We start from the raw sequence: 20153 nt of genomic DNA, 5'->3' as shown, positions 1-20153 counted from the left end.
ACGGGGCTCTTTCCCTGAGGACAACGGGGGAAGTATAGCGAGCCGTTTCCGTCACTTGGGTTCGAAGCGCACCTGCTTGCCCTCGAATACCGGCTTCATGCCGGCGAGATCAGCCAGTCGCTGCATGGCCGTTCCTGCAGGCATGTCCTTGAACGACAACGTGACGGAGCCATTGCCCAAGGCATCCGGATTCACGAGCGTCCAGCCCGCCGTGGCCGCCAGCGCCTCCGCCACCACGCGCACTGAAGCATTCTTGGCGTGCTCGGTGACCCTGGCCGGAGATGCTTCAGCGGCCACGCGCGCCGGACAGCCAGCCAACGGGGTCACCTCGATGGTGTAGTCGTGGACGCCATCCGGCCCTTTGTCAGTCACATGCGCCAGTTCGCCAAGTTTGGCATCCATCCGGTGCTTAGCCACCAGCTTCCCAGCCACCATCACTGCCACGTCGATACGAAGCCGATTGCTGCCTTCGGGCGACGGCGTGGCATCGATTTGCCAGCCACGATCACGATTGGCCACCGTGCCGGTCTTGCCCGGCACCATGCACAGCTCCACCGACATGCCCTCGGGTTGGCTGGCATGGCCGTCGTCCGCGTTTTGCTCCACGTTCATGTTCAACTGGTACTCGGCGGCTGCTTTCGCACTGTCTCCTGCGCCTTTCACCGGAGTACTGGCGGCATAGACCGAACCGGCCACGGCCATCGTCAGTCCGCAGATGGCGATGATGCCGGTGTGGCGACGCTGACGATTTGGTGCGGGCAATTTCAGCATGGCGATACGCTCCGTAAGTGGGTGACGAGGGGACCACGTGCAGCCCACCGGCAACGCGAGCGCAGCCGACTGGGTTTTCAACATCGCATTCGCATAGCTGCGGCGCTGCGCGCCGTGCTCGCGCAGCACTGCGGCATCGCAGGCCAGCTCCTGGTCATGGCGCAGCGCGGCGAGCGCCCACCACGCCAGCGGATGGCACCACAGCAGCGCGACGAGCATTTGCGCGAGCAGGCACCACCAGCCATCGCCGCGGCGCGCGTGCGTGGTCTCGTGGGCAAGGATCAGCGCCTGCTCGGTGGCGTCGTAGCGCTGGCGGAAATCTGCGGGCAACACGATGCGGCTGCGCCACACACCGACCAGGGCCGGGCCGACGCCGGCGCTCGCTGCGCGCACTACCGGCCGGGATGTCGACACTTCTGCCATCGGCGTGGCGCCGTGCAGGCGCTCGCGGTAACGGCGCTGCGCCATGACGGCGAACCCGAACACGACGGCGACGCCCGTCAGCCACAGCGGCAACGCGGCAGCGCGCCAGTCGAAACTGGCAGTGACGTCCGCATGCGGCGCCGTTGCGCCAAGCGCCGAGGTGATCGTGTACACCAGCGGCGGCAGCTGCACTGGGGATGCGGTGGCATGCGGCAACTGGCTGGCCAGCAGGGCCAGTGGCGGAAGCAGCCACAGCTGGAAAGCGCGCTCTGCGCCGAACCAGCGCCGGCACGGCTTGCGCAATGCGGCGACGACCAGCACCGCTGCGGTGAACGCCAGCAGCGCCAACCAGCCGCGTGCGGCCCAAGCCATCGTCAACGATTCAATGCCCGGCAATGGAAGGTCATTCATCGTCGAGTTCCTTGAGCAGCTTGCGCAGTTCGGCAACATCTTTCTTGGTCAGCTTGCGCTGCTCGCTGAAGTGCGCCACCAGCGGCGCCACGCGGCCGTCGAACAGTCGGTCGAGCAGGCCCTTGCTCTCCTGCGACACGTACTTCTCGCGACTCAGCAGCGGCGTGTAGAGATAGCGGCGGCCGTCGCGCTCGGCCTTCACCGCCTTCTTCTTCAGCAGGCGGTTGAGCAGGGATTTGACCGTACCCTCCTGCCAGTCCTGTGCCGGCCCGACCTCGGCGAGGATCTCCTCGGCGCTGCGCGGTGCCGCGCGCCACAGCACCTCCATTACCACCGCTTCGGCTTCGCTGACTGCCATGGCACCACCGTTTACGCATGTAAGTGGAATTATGTTTACACGTGTAAATATTTGGCGTCAAGCCCGCGATACACCGCTGCGGAAGGTCTTGCGACCTTGGTACAGCACGACCCGGCGGCAATCCGTCGTATCCTTGGCAGCTGGTTCCCCTGCATGAAGGCAAGGCAATGGACAAGGTCTACGCAACGGCTGCCAAGGCGCTCGACGGCCTGCTGTTCGACAACATGACGATCGCGGCCGGCGGCTTCGGCCTGTGCGGCATCCCCGAGAACCTGATCGGCGCATTGCTGGAGGCCGGCACCAAGGGGTTGACCATCGTGGGCAACAACGCCGGCGTGGATGATTTCGGCATGGGACCGCTGCTCAAGACCCACCAGGTAAAGCGCGTGTACGCCTCCTACGTGGGCGAGAACAAGGAGTTCGAGCGCCAGGTGCTGGCCGGCGAGCTGGAGCTGCACCTCACTCCGCAGGGCACCCTGGCCGAGAAGCTGCGCGCCGGCGGCGCCGGCATCCCCGGCTTCTACACCCGCACCGCATTCGGCACCAAGCTGGCCGAGGGCAAGGAAACCAAGGTGTTCGACGGCAAGGAATACGTGCTGGAGGAAGCGATCCACGCCGACGTCTCCATCGTGAAGGCATGGAAGGGCGACCGCCTCGGCAACCTTGTCTTCCGCGAGACCGCGCGCAACTTCAACCCGATGATCGCCACCTGCGGCAAGGTCTGCGTGGCCGAAGTCGAGGAACTGGTCGAGGTCGGCACGCTGGATCCGAACAACATCCACGTGCCGGGCATCTACGTCGACCGCATCATCCAGGGTGCGAAGTACGAGAAGCGCATCGAGATCCGTACCCTCGCCGGTGCGAACACCGGCAAGGAAAATCCCACGCGCACCGCGATGGCGCAGCGCGCCGCGAAGGAGCTGCGCGACGGTTTCTACGTCAACCTCGGCATCGGCATCCCGACCCTGGTGGCGAACTACATCCCCGCCGGCATGGACGTGGTGCTGCAGTCGGAGAACGGCCTGCTCGGCATCGGCCCGTTCCCCACCGAGGATCAGGTCGACCCCGACCTGATCAACGCCGGCAAGCAGACCATCACCACCCTGCCCGGCTCGGCGTTTTTCTCCAGCGCCGAATCGTTCGCGATGATCCGCGGCGGCCACATCGACCTGTCGATCCTGGGCGGCATGGAAGTCTCCGCCACCGGCGACCTCGCCAACTGGATGGTGCCGGGCAAGATGGTGAAGGGCCCGGGCGGCGCGATGGACCTGGTCAGCGGCGTGCGCCGCGTGGTGGTGCTGATGGAGCACTGCGCGAAGGACGGCTCGCCGAAGATCAAGGACCAGTGCGAGCTGCCGATCACCGGCAAGGAATGCGTGGACTTGATCATCACCGAGCTGTGCGTGTTCGCGGTCGAAAAGGGCAAGGGCCTCACCCTGATCGAGCTCAACCCCGGCGTGACGGTGGACGAGGTCAAGGCGAAGACCGGCTGCGCGTTCGCAGTGGATTCCGCGCTGGAAGCGTAGCGGCGCCCGCGGCAACCCGTATGTAGGAGCGGCTTCAGCCGCGATGGCTTGTCCGCTCGCTTCCGTCACCAAGAAATCACGCATTCCAGCAAGCATGCGGTGTTTCGGCGGACTCGGTCGCGGCTGAAGCCGCTCCTACGACAGCTTCGCTCGCTGCCCGTCGCGGCGCCTCAGACCGCCACCGGCAAGGTATCCGGGAAGCGCACGCGAGCCACGCCCGGCCTGCCCGGCGCGTGCAATTCCAGCGGCCACGCGAAGCGGTCGCTGATGCGCTGTGCGATCGCCAGCTCGAAGCTGAGCCGCTCGCCACCGGTGCGGGCCGTGACGACACTTCCCGTCGCATGGCTCACGGTGATCGCATCGGGCAATACGGTGACCACCACCCTGCCCGCATCCGCGTGCTGGCAGGCGTCACGGATCAGCTGCCAGCACAGCACCGAGAACGCACGTACCGAGCCGCATAGCGCGAAGTGCGCCGGTTCCTCCAGCTGCAGCTCCACCGGCGTACCCGCCATCAGGTCGCGCGCCGTTTCCAGTTCGCGCCGCAACACATCGTTCACCACGAACTGTTCGGCGGTACCGCCGGGATCGGATTCGCGCGCAAGGATCAGCAGTACCTCGACCAGCGCCTCCAGCTCGCGCGTGGCGCGGTGGATGCGCCGCACCGAACGCCGCCCGGAGTCGCTGAGACTGCCTTCGTCGGTCAGCATGTCCACCGACATGCGGATCACCGTGAGCGGCGTACGCAGTTCGTGGCTGGCGTCGCGGGTGAAGTTGCGTTCGCGCTGACCGTAGTCGGCGATGCGCGAGGCGAACCCGTGCAGGCCGCGCGCCAGCACAGCGAGATCGGCATCGGTATGCCGTGACAACCGCTCGGGCTGCAGCGCGGCCGGGTCGGACTGGCCGTCGCGCCACTCGCTGATCAAGCGTGCCAGCGTGCTCACCGGCTGCCACTCCCGGCTGGTGGCCAGCCAGGCCAGGCCACTGACGATCACGATCACCGCGATCACCGCCGGCAACGGTGCCTGGTCGTACGCGCCCATCACGCAGACGATCGCCACCGCCACGCACTGCAGGGCGAACACCCAGGCGATGCGGCGCCGGAAGGCGCCGGCACGGAACATCACCGCGCCATGCACTTCTTTTGCTTTCATTGCCGTCCGCGCATCATGCCATGTGAGCGGCAGAAGCCACTTCCGCGTCGAGGTCCGCGAGTCGGTAGCCGGCCGAATGGATGGTGTGTAGCAGGGGCCGCGGGAAGGGTTTGTCAATGACGCGGCGCAGGTTGTACAGGTGCGAGCGCAGTGTGTCGGAGTCGGGCAGCATGTCGCCCCATATCTCGCGTTCGATGTCGCGCCGGCTGACCACGCGCGGCGACTCGCGCATCAGGATCGCCAGCAGCTTCAGGCCGATCGGCGACACGGTGAGTTCCTGCCCGGCGCGGGTCAGCCGCAGCGTGGCGGTGTCCAGCGTCATGTCGCCCACGTTGAGCACCTCGGCCGAGACCTGGCGGCGGTCGCGGCGGATCAGCGCACGCAGCCGCGCCTCCAGCTCGCGCACCTCGAACGGCTTCACCAGGTAGTCGTCGGCGCCGGCCTCCAGCCCGATCAGCTTGTCCTCCAGGGTGTCGCGCGCGGTGAGCATCAGCACCGGGGTGGCCTTCTTCGCCTCGCGGCGCAGCTTGCGGCAGACCTCCAAGCCGTCGAGGCCGGGCAGCATCAGGTCCAGCACGATCACGTCGTAACTGCTTGTCACCGCCAGGTGCAGGCCGCTGGGGCCGTCGGCCGCGTAGTCCACCGAATAACCGCAACGCTCGAGGAATTCACCCACCGTCTCGGCGATCTGGCGATTGTCTTCCACCAGCAGAATCAGGCCGGCCTGCTCGTCATGTCCGCTCATGTCGCTCCTCCTGCTTAGCTTCACAAATGTGAAGAGCTAACCGGGCATGGAGTGATGAAGATGTGAAAACCGCATGGAAGCGTTCAGTTCACGGACGCAACAAGGGTTGCAGCACGCGCCACACGTTCTCCAGCACTTTCGGCTCCCCGGCGGCGCGCGGATGCAGGCCATCCGCCTGCATCAGGGCCGGATCGAGCGCCACGCCATCGAGCAGGAACGGCAGCAGGGCCACGTGCTTCTGTTTCGCCAGATCGGCATAGACCGCGCGCAGGCCGTCGCGATACTGCGGCCCGTAGTTCACCGGCAGCTCGATGCCCAGCAGCAGCACCCTGGCATGCGTGGCCTGGGCCGCGGAGACCATCGCCATGAGGTTGTCGCGCAGCTGGTTCAGCGGCAGGCCCTGCAGGCCGTCGTTCGCGCCCAGTTCGATCACCACCACGCCGGGCCGGTAGGTCGCGAGCAGGGCAGGCAGGCGGTTGCGGCCTGAGAGCGAGGTCTCGCCGCTGATGCTGGCATTGACCACGGCCCATGCCGGCACCATCTTGCCAAGACGGACTTCCAGCAGATGCACCCAGCCCTGCTCCGTCGCAATGTTGTGCGCTGCGGACAGCGAATCGCCCAGCACCAGTACGGTACGCGCGGGCGCGGCCTGCACCGCGACGACGGCACCGGCAAGCCACAGCAGCAAGCACAGGAAACGACGCATGAGCGACACGCCTCACCTTGTCCTGGAAGCACACGATGTTAGCAAGTCGGTGAACGGCCCCGAGGGTCGGCTGCAAATCCTCGACCGCGTGGGCCTGCGCGTCGGTGCGGGCGAAAGCTTCGCCATCGTGGGCGCCTCCGGCTCGGGCAAGACCACCCTGCTCGGTCTGCTCGCGGGGCTGGACACGCCCAGCAGCGGCGGCATCCGCCTCGACGGCCATGCGCTGGAGACGCTGGGCGAGGAAGCCCGCGCCGACCTGCGCCGGCGCCTCGTGGGTTTCGTGTTCCAGTCCTTCCACCTGCTCCCCGCGCTCAGCGCCGAGGAAAACGTGATGCTGCCGCTGGAGCTGGAAGGCGATGCACATGCGCGCACGAAAGCCCGCGCAGCGTTGGAAGCCGTGGGCCTCACCGCGCGGCGCCGGCACTATCCCGCACAACTCTCCGGCGGCGAACAGCAGCGTGTGGCGATTGCCCGCGCCTTCGTGCACGGCCCGCGCCTGCTGTTCGCCGACGAACCCACCGGCAACCTCGACCAGCGCACCGGCCACCACGTCGCCGACCTGCTGTTCGCGCTGAACCGCGACCACCGCACCACCCTGGTGCTGGTGACCCACGACGCGCAACTCGCTGCGCGCTGCCAGCGGCGCATCGAGTTGCAGGAGGGGCGCGTGCTGGCGCACGCCGCGGCGGTGGGCGCATGAGCCCGCACATTCCTCCCCTCGCCCGCTTGCGGGAGACTCCCCACATTGCTCCCCTCTCCCGCCTGCGGGAGAGGGGTTGGGGGAGAGGGGCTTTTGCTTCTGCTTCTGTGCGCTCACAAGATTCAAAGCGGTTTCGTGCGCCTGTCGGCGCCCGAGTTCCTTTCTCTTTGCTTGCCCAAAGAGAAAGGAACCAAAGAGAAACGGCACCCCGATGGCGCGCCCTCCGGGCCTCCTGCCCTGCGGGTGCGCGGGTGGGCTGCGGGGTTTTTCGACGGGACTCCTGTCCCGGCGAAAAACTGGCCGGCATCCGTGCCGGCCACCCTGCGGGCTTTCCTCCGCCCACCCGCCGCGCCATAGGGGCCCCGGAAGAGCAGCGCGCTCCTGCGCGCAGAAGCAACGGCAACGGCCAAAGCAAGAGCGTCGCGCTCGCGCGGCGCTCTGCTGTTGCCTCTGGCGCGCACGATGCGCGCCTGCTTTTCCGGGGCCCCTCGGCGGCGGTGAGACGTGGACGAAAAGGCCGCGCAGCGGGCGTTGCCAGGGATGGCAACGCCTTTTCGCGCGGGCAGGAGCCCGCTCGAAAAGCCCGGCCACGGCTCACGGACTTTCCGCCCAAGGATGGGCGGAAAGCGCCGCCGCGAGGTGGCCTTTCTCTTTGGTTACTTTCTCTTTGGCCACGCAAAGAGAAAGTAACTCGGCCGCCGCCAGGCGGTCGAAACCGCTTTGAACCCTGCAATAACACGCAAAGAGCCAAAGCCCCCCTCACCCCAACCCTCTCCCCCAACGATGAAGCTGTTGGGGGAGAGGGAGACAAAGCGGTCGCGCCCACATCCACCGGAGCGCAGCCATGAAGCTCCTGCGCCTCGCCCTGCGCAACCTGCGCCGCGAATGGCGCCTCCCCGAACTGCGCACCCTGGCCGGCTCCCTGCTGCTGGCGGTGCTGGCGCTGGGCGTGGTGGCCACGCTGGCCACGCGGGTGGAACGCGGCATCCTCGCCAGCGCGGCGGAATTGATCGGCGGCGACATCGGCGTCTCCGCGCCGCAAGACGTGCCTGATGTCTTCGCCGGCGAGGCACGCCGCGACGGCCTCGCCATCAGCCATGCCGCCGGCTTCCCCAGCGTGGCGTTCGCCAACGGCCACAGCCAGCTGCTCGACGTGCAAGCCACCGACGGCGCGTACCCGTTGCGCGGCCAGCTGGTGCTGGCCGATGCCGGTGGTCGGCAACGCAATGGCCGCGGCCCCGTTGCCGGCACGGTGTATCTCGACCATCGCGCCATGGTGGCGCTTTCGCTCAAAGTGGGTGACACGTTGCAGCTGGGCGGCAAGGAGTTGCGCGTCGCCGCGGAGCTGGTGCAGCAACCTGACGGTGGCGCACTGGTAACGCTGGCGCCGCGTGCGCTGATGAGCCTGGCCGATGCCGAACAGGCCGGCCTGCTCGGCGTCGGCAGCCGGGCTCACCATCGCCTGCTGCTGGCCGGCGCGCCCAAGGCCGTCAGCCGCTGGCGCGCCTGGGCGCAGCGGCAGACCCTGCCCCAGGGGGCGGAACTGGTCACCCCGGAACAGACCCAGGAGCGCATGCGCACGGCCTTCGACCGCGCGGGCGCCTTCCTGCATCTCACCGCCCTGCTGGCCGCGCTGCTTGCCGGCGTGGCGATCGCGCTGTCCGCGCAACGCTACGCGCGACGCAAGACGCCCGAGGTGGCGTTGCTGCGCGCACTGGGTACGCCGCGCCGACGCGTGCTCGGCCTGCTGCTGCTCACGCTCGCCGCGCTGGCGGTGCCGGTGGCGCTCGCCGGCGTGTTGCTCACGCTGGGCACGGCGCAACTGGCATGGCAGTTCGCCAGCACCTTGTTCGGAGGCATTCCCACCGAACTGCCGCTGCTGCCCGCGCTGGGCGCCGCGGCGATGGGCCTGGCCGTGCTGGCCGGTTTCTCGCTGCCGCCGCTGCTGCGGCTGGCCGAGGTCGCTCCCGTTGCCGTATTCCGCCAGAGCCTGGCGCGCCGCGTGCGCCGCTTCGACACCTTGTACCTGCTGCCGGCGCTGGTGGCGCTGGCGCTGATCTGGAGCCAGAGCGGTTCGCTGAAACTCGCCGGCATCCTCGCTGCCAGCCTCGCCGGCGTGGCGCTGGTGGCCGCCCTGCTGGCGACACTGCTGTTGTGGCTGGCGCGGCGCGTGGCGCCGGGCGCGCATCCCGCCCTGCGGCTGGGCCTGGCCGCGCTGGCGCGCCGGCGCGGGCTCAGCGTGGTGCAGGCCACCGCGCTGAGTCTGGGCCTCACCGCACTGCTGCTGTTGTCGGTGGTGGCGCCCGCCCTGCTCGACGGCTGGCGCAGGGAGCTGCCCGCCGACACGCCGAACTGGTTCGCGTTGAACCTGCAGGACGACCAGCGCACGGGCTTCATGCAGGCGCTGGCGCGCATCGGCGCCGACCAGCTCAACATGATGCCGCTGGCGGTGGGCAAGCTCACCGGGATCAACGGCCGCCCCATCGACGGCCGGCGCTTCGCCGATCCGCGCGCGAAGGACTGGGCCGACCGCCAGCTGCGGCTGTCATGGGCTGCTGCGCTGCCGCCCGCGAACCAGGTGATCGCCGGCCACTGGTTCGAGGAGCAGCCGGCGCAGGCTGAGGTGTCGGTGGATCGCATGTGGCGCGACATGTACGCGCTGAAGCTGGGCGACACGATGAGCTTCGACGTGGGCGAAGGGCGCATCGACGCGAAGGTGACCAGCTTCCGCCAGGTCGACTGGAGTTCGTTCCGGGTCAACTTCTTCCTGCTGCTCGACCCCGCCCACGCCGACACGTTGCCGCACACCTGGCTGGCCAGCTTCCACCTGCCGCGCGGCCGCGCGCAGGCGATGGCGCAGCTCTCGCACGACTACGCCAACCTCAGCCTGGTGGACGTGGACGACCTGCTCGACCGCATCCGCCAGATCGTCGACCACGTGGGCAGCGCGGTGCGCTGGATCCTGGGCTTCAGCCTGCTCGCCGGTGCGCTGGTGCTGGCCGCCTCGCTGGCCGCCAGCGCCGCTGAGCGCCGCCACGAGGCCGCCTTGCTGCGCACGCTGGGCGCCCGCCGCGCGCAGCTGCGCGTGGCCGCCGCCTGCGAGTTCGCCCTGCTCGGCCTGATCGCCGGCCTTACCGCTTCACTGGGCTCGGCTGTCGCGGGTCTGTGGCTGGGCCGCAGCGTGTTCCACATCGATGGCTTCGCGCCGCCGATCTGGCCGCTGGCGCTGGGCGCGCTGGGCTGTGCCTCCGTGGTGATGCTGCTGGGGCTGGTGGGCACGCGCAAGGTGACGCGCACCTCGCCGATGCGCCTGTTGCGGGAAGGGTGAGCGAGCCGTCAACATCGGCAGGCTCATTCTCTCGACGCGGAGGCCCCGTGTACGTCCTCTACTACTCCCCCGGCACCGCCAGCATGGTGGTGCACCTTGCATTGCTCGAGATCGGCGCGCCGTATGAGCTGCGACTGGTCGATTTCGACAAGGACGCGCAGCACAGCGCCGAATACCTCAGGCTCAACCCGCGTGGCGTGGTGCCCACGCTGGTGATCGACGACCGGCCGCGCGCCGAATCGGTGGCGTTGCTGCAGATGCTGGCCGAGCGGCATCCGGAGGCGAAGCTGATTCCGCCTGCCGGCTCGCCGGAGCGCGAGGCCTGGCTGCAGTGGACGGTCTATCTCAGCAACACGCTGATGTCGTCGTATCGCTTCTGGTTCTATCCCGCCGAACTCGGTGTGTCGGAGCACACGCCGGAAATCCGTGCCGCATTGCAGGCGAAGATCGCCGCGGTATGGGATCTGCTCGATACCCAGCTCGCGGCGCACGGACCGTATCTGCTGGGCCGCGACTTCTCCGGTGCCGACCTGCTGCTGACCATGCTGATGCGCTGGTCGCGCAACATGCCGCGTCCCGCCACCGGATGGCCCGCGCTGAAGCGGCTGGCCGACCTGGTGCGCGCACGGCCGAGCTGGCGGAAGCTGTACGAGCTGGAAGGACTCGCGGAGTGGTGAACCGTCTGCCCTTCGCGGAGCGCGCCTCGCGACGGGATGCTCCACGGTGAGCGAAGCCGCGTCCCTGCGCACCGGCTGGCGTGCCAGGCTCAAGGCCGAATGGCTGTTGCTGCTGTTCGCCGCGCTCGCGCTGGCGCTGGCGCTGCTCGATCCGCAACCGGCGGCGAGTTACCGGCGCTGGCTGCAGACCCCCACGCTGGCCGGCCTGCTCGGCCTGCTGGTGGCGATCCAGGGCATCCGCGACAGCGGGCTCGTGCAGCATGCGGCCGGCGCGCTGGTGGCGCGCGTGCACACGCTGCGCGGGCTGGGCCTGCTGCTGGTGACCGGCACCGCGCTGCTGGCGATGGTGCTGACCAATGACGTGAGCCTGTTCCTGATCGTGCCGCTGACGCTGGCGATCGGCACGATCTCCAACCTGCCGGTGGCGCGCATGGCGGTGCTGGAGGCGCTGGCGGTGAACGCGGGCAGCACGCTGAGCCCGATCGGCAATCCGCAGAACCTCCTGCTGTGGCAGCACGCGCGACTGCCGTTCCCGCACTTCGCGCTGGCGCTGCTGCCGGCGGCGGCGGTGATGTTCACGCTGGTGGCCCTGCTCGCGCTGGCCTGGTTGCCGAAGGGCCGGGTGGCCCTGCAGGCCGCGCAGGTGGACGGCCACGCGGTAACCGCGCCACTGGCCGCGGGCTCGGTCGCCGCGCTGGCGGCGATGGTGCTGGCGATGGAATACGGCCATGCCGTGCCCGGCGCCCTGCTGCTGGTGCTGGCATTCGCGCTGCTGGCACGGCGCAGCCTGGCGCGCATCGACTGGCTGCTGCTCGCCACTTTTGCCGCGATCTTCCTCGGCCTCGGTCATTTCGCCGAACTGCCGCTGGTGCGGCACGGCCTCGACCGGCTCGCGCTCGACCGCCCGCTGACGCTGTATGCCAGCGGCATCGTCGCCTCGCAGCTGATCAGCAACGTGCCGGCCACGGTGCTGTTGCTGGATCGCGCCCGTGATGCCGTCGCGCTGGCGGTGGCGGTGAACGTGGGCGGCTTCGGGCTGGCGATCGGCTCGCTGGCGAACCTGATCGCCCTGCGGCTGGCGAAGCAGCCGCAGGGTTTGCGGCTGTTCCACCGCGTGTCGGTGCCGTTTTTGCTGGTGTGTGCGCCGCTGGTTTATCTGGCATGGCGGTGGCTGGGGTAAGGAATACCCTCTTCCTCGTTTCCGCTATTTCGCTCGCAGAACCTTGTGCATTTTCGCTAGCGACAAAGCGATTTCGGACGCCTGCCGGCGCCCGAGTTCCTTTCTCTTTGCTTGCCCAAAGAGAAAGGAACCAAAGAGAAAAGGCACCCCGATGCAGCGCTCTCCGGGCGTCCTGCCCTCCGAGTCCGTGAGGCGTGGCCGGGCTTTTCGGCCGGACTCCTGTCCGGTCGAAAAGGCGTTGCCTTCCATGGCAACGCCCGCTACGCGGCCTGATCGTCCACGCCTCACCGCCGCATAGGGGCCCCGGAAAAGCAGCGCGCTCCCAGCGCGCAGAAGCAACAGCCAGAGAAAAGCCAGGCGAGTATCGCGAGGCTTCGTGTCCTCAGTCCCTAGATACTACGCAAGGCGTGGTCAGTCGTCGTCGCGCGGCACGCTGACCTTGCCCTTCACGCCGCTGTGGCTGACGTCGCCGCTGCCCTTGGCGCCGAGGCTGAGATCGCCGCCCACGTCGTGCGCGCCGAGGTCGCCCGAACCCAGCGTGTCCACGTGCACGCTGCCGCCCACGCTGCGCAGGGTCACGTCACCAGAGCCGATGCTGCCCACCTTCGCATCGCCCTTCACGCCGCGCGCCTTGAGGTCGCCCGAACCCACCGAGCCGGCCTGCAGGCTGCCGACGTCGCTGGCGTCGACGTCGCCCGAACCCACGCTGGTGCTGAAGGCGCCGCTGATGCTGCTGACATGCAGGTCGCCCGAGCCCACCATGCTGCGCAGCTGCTGCAGGCCGGCCACGGTGGCGTCGCCGGAGCCCACGCGCACCGTCACCGGCAATTCCGGCGGCAATTGCACGTTGGCTTCCAGATCCGTGTACGAGCTGCCGAACAGGTGGAACGAGAACGTGTTCTGTCCGCCCAGTTCGATGATGAGCTGATCCCCCTCGCGGCGCTGGGTGATCTGCAGTTTGTCCAGCAGCGACTGCTCCGAGGCGCAGGCGCGGCCGTTCACCACCAGCTGCCTCGCGCCGGGCGTGCCGTTCACGTGCAGATCGTAGCTGTTGACCTCGATCTGCACGCCGTGCACGCCAGCAAGATCGATCTGCAGGTTGCGCGGCGCCTGGTACTCGCACCGGTTGGCGGCGAAGGCGGAGAGCGGGGCGAGCAGCAGCAGGGCAAGGACGGTACGGCGCATGACGGAACTCCTCGGGTGGGTGTCGATGGGTTCTGATGCGGCCCGCCGGCAAAAGGTTGCATGCCACGGCTGGTAGGAGCGGCGTAGGAGCGGCTTCAGCCGCGATTTCCGCAAACGGTCGCGGCTGAAGCCGCTCCTACGGGCTGCTCCTACGCAATCAGCATTCGTCCAGCTTGGCGCGTCGCCACAGCGCTTCCTGCCCAGCGAGGTCGTGTCCGGCAAGCGTGCCGCCTTCCCCGGTGGCCAGCTGCTCCATGCGGCGGAAGCGCCGCTCGAACTTCGCGTTGGCGTGGCGCAGCGCGCGCGAGAAATCCACCCCGGCGTGGCGGGCCAGGTTCGCCACCACGAACAACACGTCGCCGATCTCGTCCTCCAGCCGCGCCGGGGCGGCACCCGCCTCAAACTCGGCGCGCACCTCGTCGATCTCCTCGGCCAGCTTGTCCAGCACCGGGCGATGGTCCGGCCAGTCGAAGCCCACGGTGGCGGCACGCTGCTGCAGCTTGGTGGCGCGCTTCCACTCCGGCAGGCCGCGCGAGATGCCGGCCAGTGCGCTAGCGTCGTGTGCCTCGCCCCTGGCGGCGCGCTCGGCGGCCTTGAGCTCCTCCCAGGCCTGCTTCTGCGCGTCGAGGTTTTCGTACTGCACCTCGCCGAATACGTGCGGGTGGCGGCGGACCATCTTGGTACTGATCGCCTGCACCACGTCGGCGAAGTCGAAACGGCCCTGCTCGACCGCCATCTGCGCGTGGAACACCACCTGCAGCAGCAGGTCGCCGAGTTCCTCGCGCAGGTCGTCGAAGTCGCCGCGGTCGATCGCGTCGGCCACCTCGTAGGCTTCCTCGATGGTGTAGGGCGCGATGCTGGCGAAGTCCTGCTGCACATCCCAGGGGCAGCCACGCGCGGGATCGCGCAGCCGCGCCATGATCGCCAACAGGTCGTCGAGACTATGGCGCCCAGCCTCGCTCATGGCAGGCCGGCGTCGCGCAGCTTGGCGGGCCAGTCGAGGCCGGCGTCGCCCACCGCGATGAACTCGGGGTTGAGCAGCGATTCACCGCGGTCGTAGCGCAGCGGCTTGCCGTGCAGGTCGAGCACGGCGCCGCCGGCTTCCTCCAGCACGCATTGCGCGGCGGCGGTATCCCACTCGCTGGTGGGGCCGCGGCGCAGGTAGACGTCCGCGCCGCCGCGCGCGAGCAGGCAGAACTTCAGCGAGGAGCCCAGTGGCTGCAGCGAGTAATCCTCGCCGAGCAGGCGGCGCAGGTTGTCCTCCTGCGCGCCGCCGTGCGAACGGCTGCCGGCGGCGATGGCCGGCTGCGCCAGTGCGCGGGTGCTGATGCGCTCCCAGTCGCCGCCGTCTGCCGCCTGCCACCACGCGCCGATGCCGCGCGCGGCGGCGTACAGGTCACCGGTGACCGGTGCCAGCACCACACCGAGCACGGGCTCGTGATGGTCGATCAGCGCGATGTTGACGGTGAACTCGCCGTTGCGCTTCACGAACTCGCGCGTGCCGTCCAGCGGATCGACCAGCCAGTGCCGCGTCCACGCGCGGCGCTGCTCCCACGATGCCTGGCTGGCTTCCTCGGACACCAGCGGCAGCACGGGCTCGATGCGCGCCAGGCCTTCGGCGATCACCTGCTGCGCGGCAAGGTCGGCGGCGGTGAGCGGGGAACGATCGTCCTTCAGCTCGACGTCGAAGTCCTGCCGGTAGACCTCGAGGATCGCTTCGCCCGCACGACGCGCCAGCGCGGCGATGGCCAGCAGTTGGGGATGTTGGAACGGCACGCTCACTTCAGTTGCATCCTTCCGGCAAGGTATTCGCGCGCCATGAACAGCGCGGCGATGGAACGGCCCTCGGTGACATCGTCGCGCGCCACCAGCGTGTGCAGCTCGGCGAGCTTCCACGGCACCACTTCCAGCGGTTCGGGCTCGTCACCTTCGAGGCGCTCGGGGTAGAGATCCTGCGCCAGCATCACGTGCGCCATGTGGGTCATGTAGGACGGCGACAGCGAGAGCGTGTGCAGCGGCGTCAGGCGGCGCGCGCCGTAGCCCACTTCTTCCTTCAGCTCGCGGTCGGCGCCCTGTTCCACCGTTTCGCCGGGATCGAGCCGACCCTTGGGCAGGCCCAGTTCGTAGCGCTCGAGGCCCACGCCGTACTCGCGCACCAGCAGCACGGTTTCCGCATCCAGCATCGGCACGATGATGACTGCGCCGAGACCGCCGGGCTTCATGCGCTCGTAGGTGCGGCGCTCGCCGTTGGAGAACTCCAGATCGACCTGCTCGAGCCGCAGGAAGCGGCTGTCGGTGACATCGCGCGTGGCGTGGATGATGGGCGACTTGGGCATCGGTCGATTGTAGCGGGCTCAACCCATGGGTGGCGGGATGGTTTATGCCTTCGGACGTCCGGCGAATGCCGCCCAGATCAACAGGCCTACCGCTGCACCATGCCACATGCTTCTGCATACCCCCCACATGCTCATGAGATGAGCGAGATGGGGTGTCAACCTACCCGCGTCCCTTGCCGCCGCCGGAAACCACCAACCTTGCATCCAGACGCCGAAAAACACCGTCGCCAACTCCACCATGCACACGATCAGCACCAGCATGGCCGACCGTGGCGCTCGCCGCCACAACACCAAGGTCACCACGCTACCGATCAATGCAGCAAGCAGCATTGGGCTTTCGCCCAGCAGAACCATCAGAAAAATCATCGAGGATTTCATCGTCATACCGCTCCAGCGTTGCCGAGGGAAAGCCTCTGTAGCGCCTCAGCATGGATCGCCGGCGTGCCGGCCAGCACGCTGCACGTTTCCAGCGTGGGCGCCTGGCCGTCCAGATCGGTGAACACACCGCCGGCCTCGCGCACGATCACCGCCAGCGCGGCGATGTCGAGGATGTTCACGTCGGACTCGACCACCAGGTCCAGCGCACCGCGCGCGAGCAGGTGGTAATGGCAGAAGTCGCCGTAGCCGCGGATGCGGTTGCTGTCGCGGATCATCGCGCCCAGCGCGGCCCAGCGCGCATCGCCGGTGAGCGTCTTCACGTTGCCGGTGGAGATCGAGGCCTGCGAAAAATCCGCGGTGTCAGCCACGCGCACGCGTTCGCCCTCGAACCACGTGCCGTTGCCCGCGCTGGCCCACATCGTCTCGCCGTACACCGGCGCGCTGGACACGCCCAGCACCAGCTCGCCGCGATCCATCAGCGCGATCTGGGTGGAGAAGAACGGCGTGCGGCGCACGAAGCTCTTGGTGCCATCCAGCGGATCGACCAGCCACAGCAGGCCGTCGCGCGCATCGTCGAGGCCGCTGGCTTCAAGACCATATTCCTCGCCGTAGATAGCCGCCTCGGGCAAGGCCGCGCGCAGCACCTTGCGGATCGCCTGCTCGGCTTCGCGATCGGCCACCGTCACCGGCGTGGCGTCGCCCTTGATCTCCACGTCCACGCCGCGCTTCCAGTAATGCAGGATCACCTCGGCGGCGGCGGCGGCGGCTTCGCGGGCGGCCGCCAGGGCCTGCGCGGCGGTTTCGGCGTTCATCGTGCGGTCTTCCCCGTGATGGCGGCGGCCATGCCGCCGCTGCGTGCGATGTGGAGGATGCCGTCGGCATCGGCGTTGCCCAGCGTGGCGATCCAGCGTTGCAACGGCCGATCATCCCGGCGCGGCTGCAACGCGGCCTCGAGCCGCCAGCCCAGCAGGCTCAGGTCCAGCTTGCCGGTGGTGCGCAGCGGCCCCTGGCCGTCGTCCTGCCATTGTGCATGGATCACGCCGTCCTGCGCGGCGAGCGTGCCATGCAAATCGCCCAGCGCCACATCATCGTTCTTCATATGCATCGCGGCCTGCCGCCATTGCCAGTCGGCCTGGAGTTCCAGCGGCCAGCCGCCTTGCAGCAAAACATGCCGCGCATTCAACGCCAGCTCGCCGCGAGGCTGGCCCAGCGGCAGACGCAGGCGCGGATCATCCAGCGCCGCGAGATCCACCTGTGCATGCAGGTCGCTCCACTCCGACTGGCCCGCCGGCAACTGCCGCATGTGCCCGCGCAGGCCGAACTGCGGCCCCTCGAAATCGATCTGCAACTCGGCCTGCCCGAACAGCGCACGATGCGACAGCTGCCATTGCACGTGGCCCAGCTCGCTGCCTGCCGGCGACAGCACCTGGCCCGCGCTGCCGTTCCACACGGTGCCGCCCAGCTGTTGCAGGCGCAGGCCGTGCAACCGTGGCTGCAACAGCGGCATCGCCCAGCGCGCGGGCAGCCACCACAGCAAGGCCGCGGCGGCCAGCAGCAACGCGGCCACGGCCGCAAGGATTTTCCCGAGGAGTTTCAAGCAGGTCTTCCGGAAGTTTCGCGCGTGCACTTGAGCACGCGCCACGGCACGTCGATCATAACCGGATGACGAACCCCGCCGACCGCAACGCCACGCTCGCCGCACGCGACCTGAAGCACATCTGGCATCCCTGCACCCAGATGCACGACCACGAGACCATTCCCATGCTGCCGATCGTGCGCGGCGAGGGCGCATGGCTGATCGACGCCGAAGGACGGCGCTACCTCGACGGCATCAGCTCGTGGTGGACCAACCTGTTCGGCCACGCCAACCCGCGCATCGCCGCCGCGCTGGCGGAACAGGCGCGCACGCTGGAGCACGTGATCTTCGCCGGCTTCACCCATCCGCCCGCGATCGAACTGGCCGAGGAACTGGTGCGCATCACGCCGCCCGGGCTGGACAAAGTGTTCTTCGCCGACAACGGCTCGGCGGCGATCGAAGTGGCGCTGAAGATGAGCTTCCACTACTGGCTCAACCAGGGCCACGGCGAGAAGACCCGCTTCATCGCGCTCACCGGCAGCTACCACGGCGAGACCCTGGGTGCGCTGTCGGTGAGCGACGTGGCGCTGTACCGCAAGACCTATGCGCCGCTGCTGCTCACGCCGATCCTGGCGCCCTCGCCCGACGCCTACGAGGGCGAGCCGGGTGAAACGCCCGCACAAGTGGCCGCACGCCGGCTGGACGAACTGCGCGCGCTGCTGGAACGCCACGCGCACGAAACCTGCGCGGTGATCGTGGAACCCCTGGTGCAATGCGCGGGCGGCATGCGCATGTACCACCCCGACTACCTCGTGGGTCTGCGCAGGCTCTGCGACGAATACGCCGTACATTTCATCGCCGACGAGATCGCGGTGGGCTTCGGCCGCACCGGCACGCTGTTTGCCTGCGAACAGGCCTGCCCCGGGTCAGGTCGAGGGGCCGGCGTTTCGCCGGATTTCATGTGCCTCTCCAAGGGCCTCACCGGCGGCACCCTGCCGCTGTCGGCGGTGCTCACCACGAACGCGATGTACGAGGCCTTCTACGCCGAATACGGGGCCGGCAAGGCCTTCCTGCACTCGCACAGCTACACCGGCAACCCGTTGGCCTGCAGCGCGGCGCTGGCCACGCTGGCGATCTTCCGCGACGAACCGGTGCTGGAACGCAACCGTGCGCTGGCCGCCCACCTCGCCCGCCGGCTGGAGCCGCTGCGCGACCACCCGCACGTGGCCGAGGTGCGCCAGACCGGCATGATCGCCGCGGTGGAACTGGTCGCCGACAAGGCAACGCGCCGCCCCTACGCCGCAGGCGAGCGGCGCGGCCTGCGCGTGTACCTGCACGGCCTGCAGCACGAGGCGCTGCTGCGCCCGCTGGGCAACGTGATCTATTTCATGCCGCCCTACGTGACCAGCGAGGCGGAACTCGACCACCTGGTAGAGGTGGCGACGGCGGGCATCGCGCGCGCCGTCGCCGACTGAGCTGCCACGGCGCCTCGACGATGGCGATCAGTGGATCGCCGGATCCAGCATGCGCAGCGCGTCACCCACCTTCGGCTGGCCGGTGTCGCGCAGCTCCTTGGCGCTGTAGCTGCGCCCGAACACACCCTGCAGGCACTGGCCCTTCTTCGCCGGAATCAGGCTGCCGGTGTCGCGGATGCAGTCGCGGTCGCCCGGCCTGATCACCTGATGCTGCGGGTTTGCCGGCTGGGCGGCAACCGTCGGCGTGGCATGCGGGACGGGCTGCACCGTCTGCGCCGTCGCGAACGCGCCGAGGCCGAGGCCGGCCGCCGCCGCCAGTGAAAGCATGGTTGTCTTGAGCATGGCGATTACCTCCTGCTGCTCTGCGACTTCACCATCCTGCGCCCGGGCCGTGTGGCGGGCAAGCAATGCCGGCCTTTCATCCCACCGGCATTCAGCTTGCGGAACGGCTCGATTATGCTTGCGTTTTGCAGTGAAGCCGCCGCATGCGCACCATCCGTATCCATGTCGATCAGCCGCTCGCCGCCGGTGCCGAAATGGTCTTGCCGGCACAGGCCGGCGAGCACGTGGCACGCGTGCTGCGTCTCGCGGCGGCCGATCCGCTGACCCTGTTCAACGGCGACGGCGCCGACTACGCCGCCACGATCCTCGCCGTCGGCAGGCGCGAAGTGCGGATACATGTGTTGGACCGCCAGGTCGTGACCCGCGAATCCCCGTTGCGGCTGACCCTGGCGCAAGGCGTGGCACGCGGCGAGAAGATGGACCTGATCGTGCAGAAGGCCACCGAACTGGGCGCGGCGCGCATCGTGCCGTTGCTCACGGAACGTGCGGAAGTGAAGCTGGACGTCGCCCGCGCTGAAAAGCGCCTGGCGCACTGGCGCGCGGTGGCGGCCAGCGCCTGCGAACAATGCGGCCGCGCCTGCCTGCCCGAGATTCTCCCCGCGCTGCCGCTGCCGGCCTGGCTGGCGGCGCTGGCCGACGACGGTGCGCTGCGGCTGGCCCTGCTGCCCGAGGCGGAATCATCGGCACGGCAACTGCGTCCCGGCGACGCCGGCGCCCTGCTCGTGGTGGGCCCGGAGGGTGGCCTGGGCGAACGCGACGCCGTCGCGCTGCACGAGGCCGGTTTCCGCGGCCTGCGCCTGGGGCCGCGCATCCTGCGCACCGAAACCGCCGGACTGGCGGCACTGGCCGCGCTGCAGGCGTTGCACGGGGATTTCTGATCGG

At 68.7% G+C, this 20153-nt stretch carries 20 protein-coding genes; 7 read left to right on the top strand and 13 right to left on the bottom strand.

From position 1 onward, the window contains the following. Positions 1-51 precede the first annotated feature (51 nt). Together ABQJ54_RS18485 and ABQJ54_RS18480 are read right to left on the bottom strand one after the other, a co-directional pair. Positions 52-1605, bottom strand: a complete 1554-nt coding sequence (locus ABQJ54_RS18485; RefSeq protein ID WP_367855804.1) for a M56 family metallopeptidase — start codon at positions 1603-1605, stop codon at positions 52-54. After that, positions 1598-1963, bottom strand: coding sequence for a BlaI/MecI/CopY family transcriptional regulator (locus ABQJ54_RS18480; RefSeq protein ID WP_367855803.1), 366 nt, complete (start codon positions 1961-1963; stop codon positions 1598-1600). Before ABQJ54_RS18480 ends, ABQJ54_RS18485 begins: the two co-directional genes overlap by 8 nt. Positions 1964-2130: 167 nt before the next feature. Between ABQJ54_RS18480 and ABQJ54_RS18475 the strand changes: the two genes are divergently transcribed. Further along, positions 2131-3489 carry a 3-oxoacid CoA-transferase subunit B gene (locus ABQJ54_RS18475; protein WP_367855802.1) on the top strand — a complete coding sequence of 453 codons (1359 nt, stop codon included), beginning with the start codon at positions 2131-2133 and terminating at the stop codon, positions 3487-3489. Positions 3490-3659: 170 nt separating this feature from the next. Here ABQJ54_RS18475 and ABQJ54_RS18470 read toward each other — a convergent pair whose 3' ends face one another. From ABQJ54_RS18470 to ABQJ54_RS18460, 3 genes are all read right to left on the bottom strand, one after another. Beyond that, entirely contained in the window at positions 3660-4643 is a 984-nt protein-coding gene (locus ABQJ54_RS18470) for a histidine kinase dimerization/phospho-acceptor domain-containing protein (protein WP_367855801.1), read from the bottom strand. Positions 4644-4656: 13 nt separating this feature from the next. Then, positions 4657-5388 carry a response regulator transcription factor gene (locus tag ABQJ54_RS18465; RefSeq protein WP_367855800.1) on the bottom strand — a complete coding sequence of 244 codons (732 nt, stop codon included), beginning with the start codon at positions 5386-5388 and terminating at the stop codon, positions 4657-4659. A gap of 88 nt (positions 5389-5476) precedes the next feature. Further along, a complete protein-coding gene (locus ABQJ54_RS18460) occupies positions 5477-6094 on the bottom strand; it encodes an arylesterase (RefSeq protein ID WP_367855799.1) in 618 nt (205 codons plus the stop codon). Between ABQJ54_RS18460 and ABQJ54_RS18455 the strand changes: the two genes are divergently transcribed. The 4 genes from ABQJ54_RS18455 to ABQJ54_RS18440 all read left to right on the top strand — a co-directional run bounded on the left by ABQJ54_RS18455 (position 6093) and on the right by ABQJ54_RS18440 (position 11979). Beyond that, complete coding sequence (locus ABQJ54_RS18455; protein ID WP_367855798.1) at positions 6093-6794, top strand: ABC transporter ATP-binding protein; 702 nt, start codon at positions 6093-6095, stop codon at positions 6792-6794. The two genes, ABQJ54_RS18460 and ABQJ54_RS18455, sit on opposite strands and share 2 nt — an antisense overlap. A gap of 844 nt (positions 6795-7638) precedes the next feature. Beyond that, positions 7639-10122 carry an ABC transporter permease gene (locus ABQJ54_RS18450; protein WP_367855797.1) on the top strand — a complete coding sequence of 828 codons (2484 nt, stop codon included), beginning with the start codon at positions 7639-7641 and terminating at the stop codon, positions 10120-10122. 47 nt (positions 10123-10169) lie between these two features. Further along, a complete protein-coding gene (locus ABQJ54_RS18445; RefSeq protein ID WP_367855796.1) occupies positions 10170-10799 on the top strand; it encodes a glutathione S-transferase family protein in 630 nt (209 codons plus the stop codon). A gap of 46 nt (positions 10800-10845) precedes the next feature. Continuing rightward, on the top strand, positions 10846-11979 hold the full coding sequence (locus tag ABQJ54_RS18440) for an SLC13 family permease (RefSeq protein WP_367855795.1): 1134 nt from the start codon (positions 10846-10848) through the stop codon (positions 11977-11979). A gap of 411 nt (positions 11980-12390) precedes the next feature. On the opposite strand, the gene ABQJ54_RS18435 is transcribed toward ABQJ54_RS18440, so the two are convergent. From ABQJ54_RS18435 to ABQJ54_RS18405, 7 genes are all read right to left on the bottom strand, one after another. After that, positions 12391-13164, bottom strand: a complete 774-nt coding sequence (locus ABQJ54_RS18435) for a DUF4097 family beta strand repeat-containing protein (RefSeq protein ID WP_367855794.1) — start codon at positions 13162-13164, stop codon at positions 12391-12393. Positions 13165-13321: 157 nt separating this feature from the next. Further along, positions 13322-14128, bottom strand: a complete 807-nt coding sequence (mazG, locus tag ABQJ54_RS18430) for a nucleoside triphosphate pyrophosphohydrolase (protein ID WP_367855793.1) — start codon at positions 14126-14128, stop codon at positions 13322-13324. Beyond that, entirely contained in the window at positions 14125-14946 is an 822-nt protein-coding gene (cysQ, locus tag ABQJ54_RS18425) for a 3'(2'),5'-bisphosphate nucleotidase CysQ (protein ID WP_367855792.1), read from the bottom strand. Before cysQ ends, mazG begins: the two co-directional genes overlap by 4 nt. Next, complete coding sequence (nudE, locus tag ABQJ54_RS18420; RefSeq protein ID WP_367855791.1) at positions 14943-15500, bottom strand: ADP compounds hydrolase NudE; 558 nt, start codon at positions 15498-15500, stop codon at positions 14943-14945. The genes cysQ and nudE overlap by 4 nt, the downstream gene beginning before the upstream one ends. 42 nt (positions 15501-15542) lie before the next feature. Next, a complete protein-coding gene (locus tag ABQJ54_RS18415) occupies positions 15543-15884 on the bottom strand; it encodes a hypothetical protein (protein WP_367855790.1) in 342 nt (113 codons plus the stop codon). Further along, positions 15881-16690, bottom strand: coding sequence for an inositol monophosphatase family protein (locus ABQJ54_RS18410; protein WP_367855789.1), 810 nt, complete (start codon positions 16688-16690; stop codon positions 15881-15883). The genes ABQJ54_RS18415 and ABQJ54_RS18410 overlap by 4 nt, the downstream gene beginning before the upstream one ends. Beyond that, positions 16687-17475, bottom strand: a complete 789-nt coding sequence (locus ABQJ54_RS18405; RefSeq protein ID WP_367855788.1) for a type II secretion system protein N — start codon at positions 17473-17475, stop codon at positions 16687-16689. Before ABQJ54_RS18405 ends, ABQJ54_RS18410 begins: the two co-directional genes overlap by 4 nt. Before the next feature lie 65 nt (positions 17476-17540). On the opposite strand from ABQJ54_RS18405, the gene ABQJ54_RS18400 reads away from it, so the two are divergent. Next, positions 17541-18929, top strand: coding sequence for an adenosylmethionine--8-amino-7-oxononanoate transaminase (locus tag ABQJ54_RS18400; protein WP_367855787.1), 1389 nt, complete (start codon positions 17541-17543; stop codon positions 18927-18929). A gap of 27 nt (positions 18930-18956) precedes the next feature. Here the strand turns inward: ABQJ54_RS18400 and ABQJ54_RS18395 are convergent, their stop codons facing one another. Further along, a complete protein-coding gene (locus ABQJ54_RS18395) occupies positions 18957-19271 on the bottom strand; it encodes a hypothetical protein (protein WP_367855786.1) in 315 nt (104 codons plus the stop codon). A gap of 143 nt (positions 19272-19414) precedes the next feature. On the opposite strand from ABQJ54_RS18395, the gene ABQJ54_RS18390 reads away from it, so the two are divergent. Next, positions 19415-20149, top strand: a complete 735-nt coding sequence (locus ABQJ54_RS18390; protein WP_367855785.1) for a 16S rRNA (uracil(1498)-N(3))-methyltransferase — start codon at positions 19415-19417, stop codon at positions 20147-20149. Positions 20150-20153 lie beyond the last annotated feature (4 nt).

Source organism: Rhodanobacter lycopersici (assembly GCF_040812335.1).
GTDB classification, from domain to species: Bacteria; Pseudomonadota; Gammaproteobacteria; order Xanthomonadales; family Rhodanobacteraceae; genus Rhodanobacter_A; species Rhodanobacter_A lycopersici.
Note: the sequence above shows the minus strand (reverse complement) of the source record. Positions and strands in the feature narration are given on the sequence as shown.

Bases quoted from the DNA above. Each gene is read 5' to 3' on its own strand.
- ABQJ54_RS18485 (WP_367855804.1), bottom strand. From the start codon at position 1,605: ATGAATGACCTTCCATTGCCGGGCATTGAATCGTTGACGATGGCTTGG.
- ABQJ54_RS18480 (WP_367855803.1), bottom strand. From the start codon at position 1,963: ATGGCAGTCAGCGAAGCCGAAGCGGTGGTAATGGAGGTGCTGTGGCGC.
- ABQJ54_RS18475 (WP_367855802.1), top strand. From the start codon at position 2,131: ATGGACAAGGTCTACGCAACGGCTGCCAAGGCGCTCGACGGCCTGCTG.
- ABQJ54_RS18470 (WP_367855801.1), bottom strand. From the start codon at position 4,643: ATGAAAGCAAAAGAAGTGCATGGCGCGGTGATGTTCCGTGCCGGCGCC.
- ABQJ54_RS18465 (WP_367855800.1), bottom strand. From the start codon at position 5,388: ATGAGCGGACATGACGAGCAGGCCGGCCTGATTCTGCTGGTGGAAGAC.
- ABQJ54_RS18455 (WP_367855798.1), top strand. From the start codon at position 6,093: ATGAGCGACACGCCTCACCTTGTCCTGGAAGCACACGATGTTAGCAAG.
- ABQJ54_RS18460 (WP_367855799.1), bottom strand. From the start codon at position 6,094: ATGCGTCGTTTCCTGTGCTTGCTGCTGTGGCTTGCCGGTGCCGTCGTC.
- ABQJ54_RS18450 (WP_367855797.1), top strand. From the start codon at position 7,639: ATGAAGCTCCTGCGCCTCGCCCTGCGCAACCTGCGCCGCGAATGGCGC.
- ABQJ54_RS18435 (WP_367855794.1), bottom strand. From the start codon at position 13,164: ATGCGCCGTACCGTCCTTGCCCTGCTGCTGCTCGCCCCGCTCTCCGCC.
- mazG (WP_367855793.1), bottom strand. From the start codon at position 14,128: ATGAGCGAGGCTGGGCGCCATAGTCTCGACGACCTGTTGGCGATCATG.
- nudE (WP_367855791.1), bottom strand. From the start codon at position 15,500: ATGCCCAAGTCGCCCATCATCCACGCCACGCGCGATGTCACCGACAGC.
- ABQJ54_RS18415 (WP_367855790.1), bottom strand. From the start codon at position 15,884: ATGACGATGAAATCCTCGATGATTTTTCTGATGGTTCTGCTGGGCGAA.
- ABQJ54_RS18410 (WP_367855789.1), bottom strand. From the start codon at position 16,690: ATGAACGCCGAAACCGCCGCGCAGGCCCTGGCGGCCGCCCGCGAAGCC.
- ABQJ54_RS18400 (WP_367855787.1), top strand. From the start codon at position 17,541: ATGACGAACCCCGCCGACCGCAACGCCACGCTCGCCGCACGCGACCTG.
- ABQJ54_RS18395 (WP_367855786.1), bottom strand. From the start codon at position 19,271: ATGCTCAAGACAACCATGCTTTCACTGGCGGCGGCGGCCGGCCTCGGC.
- ABQJ54_RS18390 (WP_367855785.1), top strand. From the start codon at position 19,415: ATGCGCACCATCCGTATCCATGTCGATCAGCCGCTCGCCGCCGGTGCC.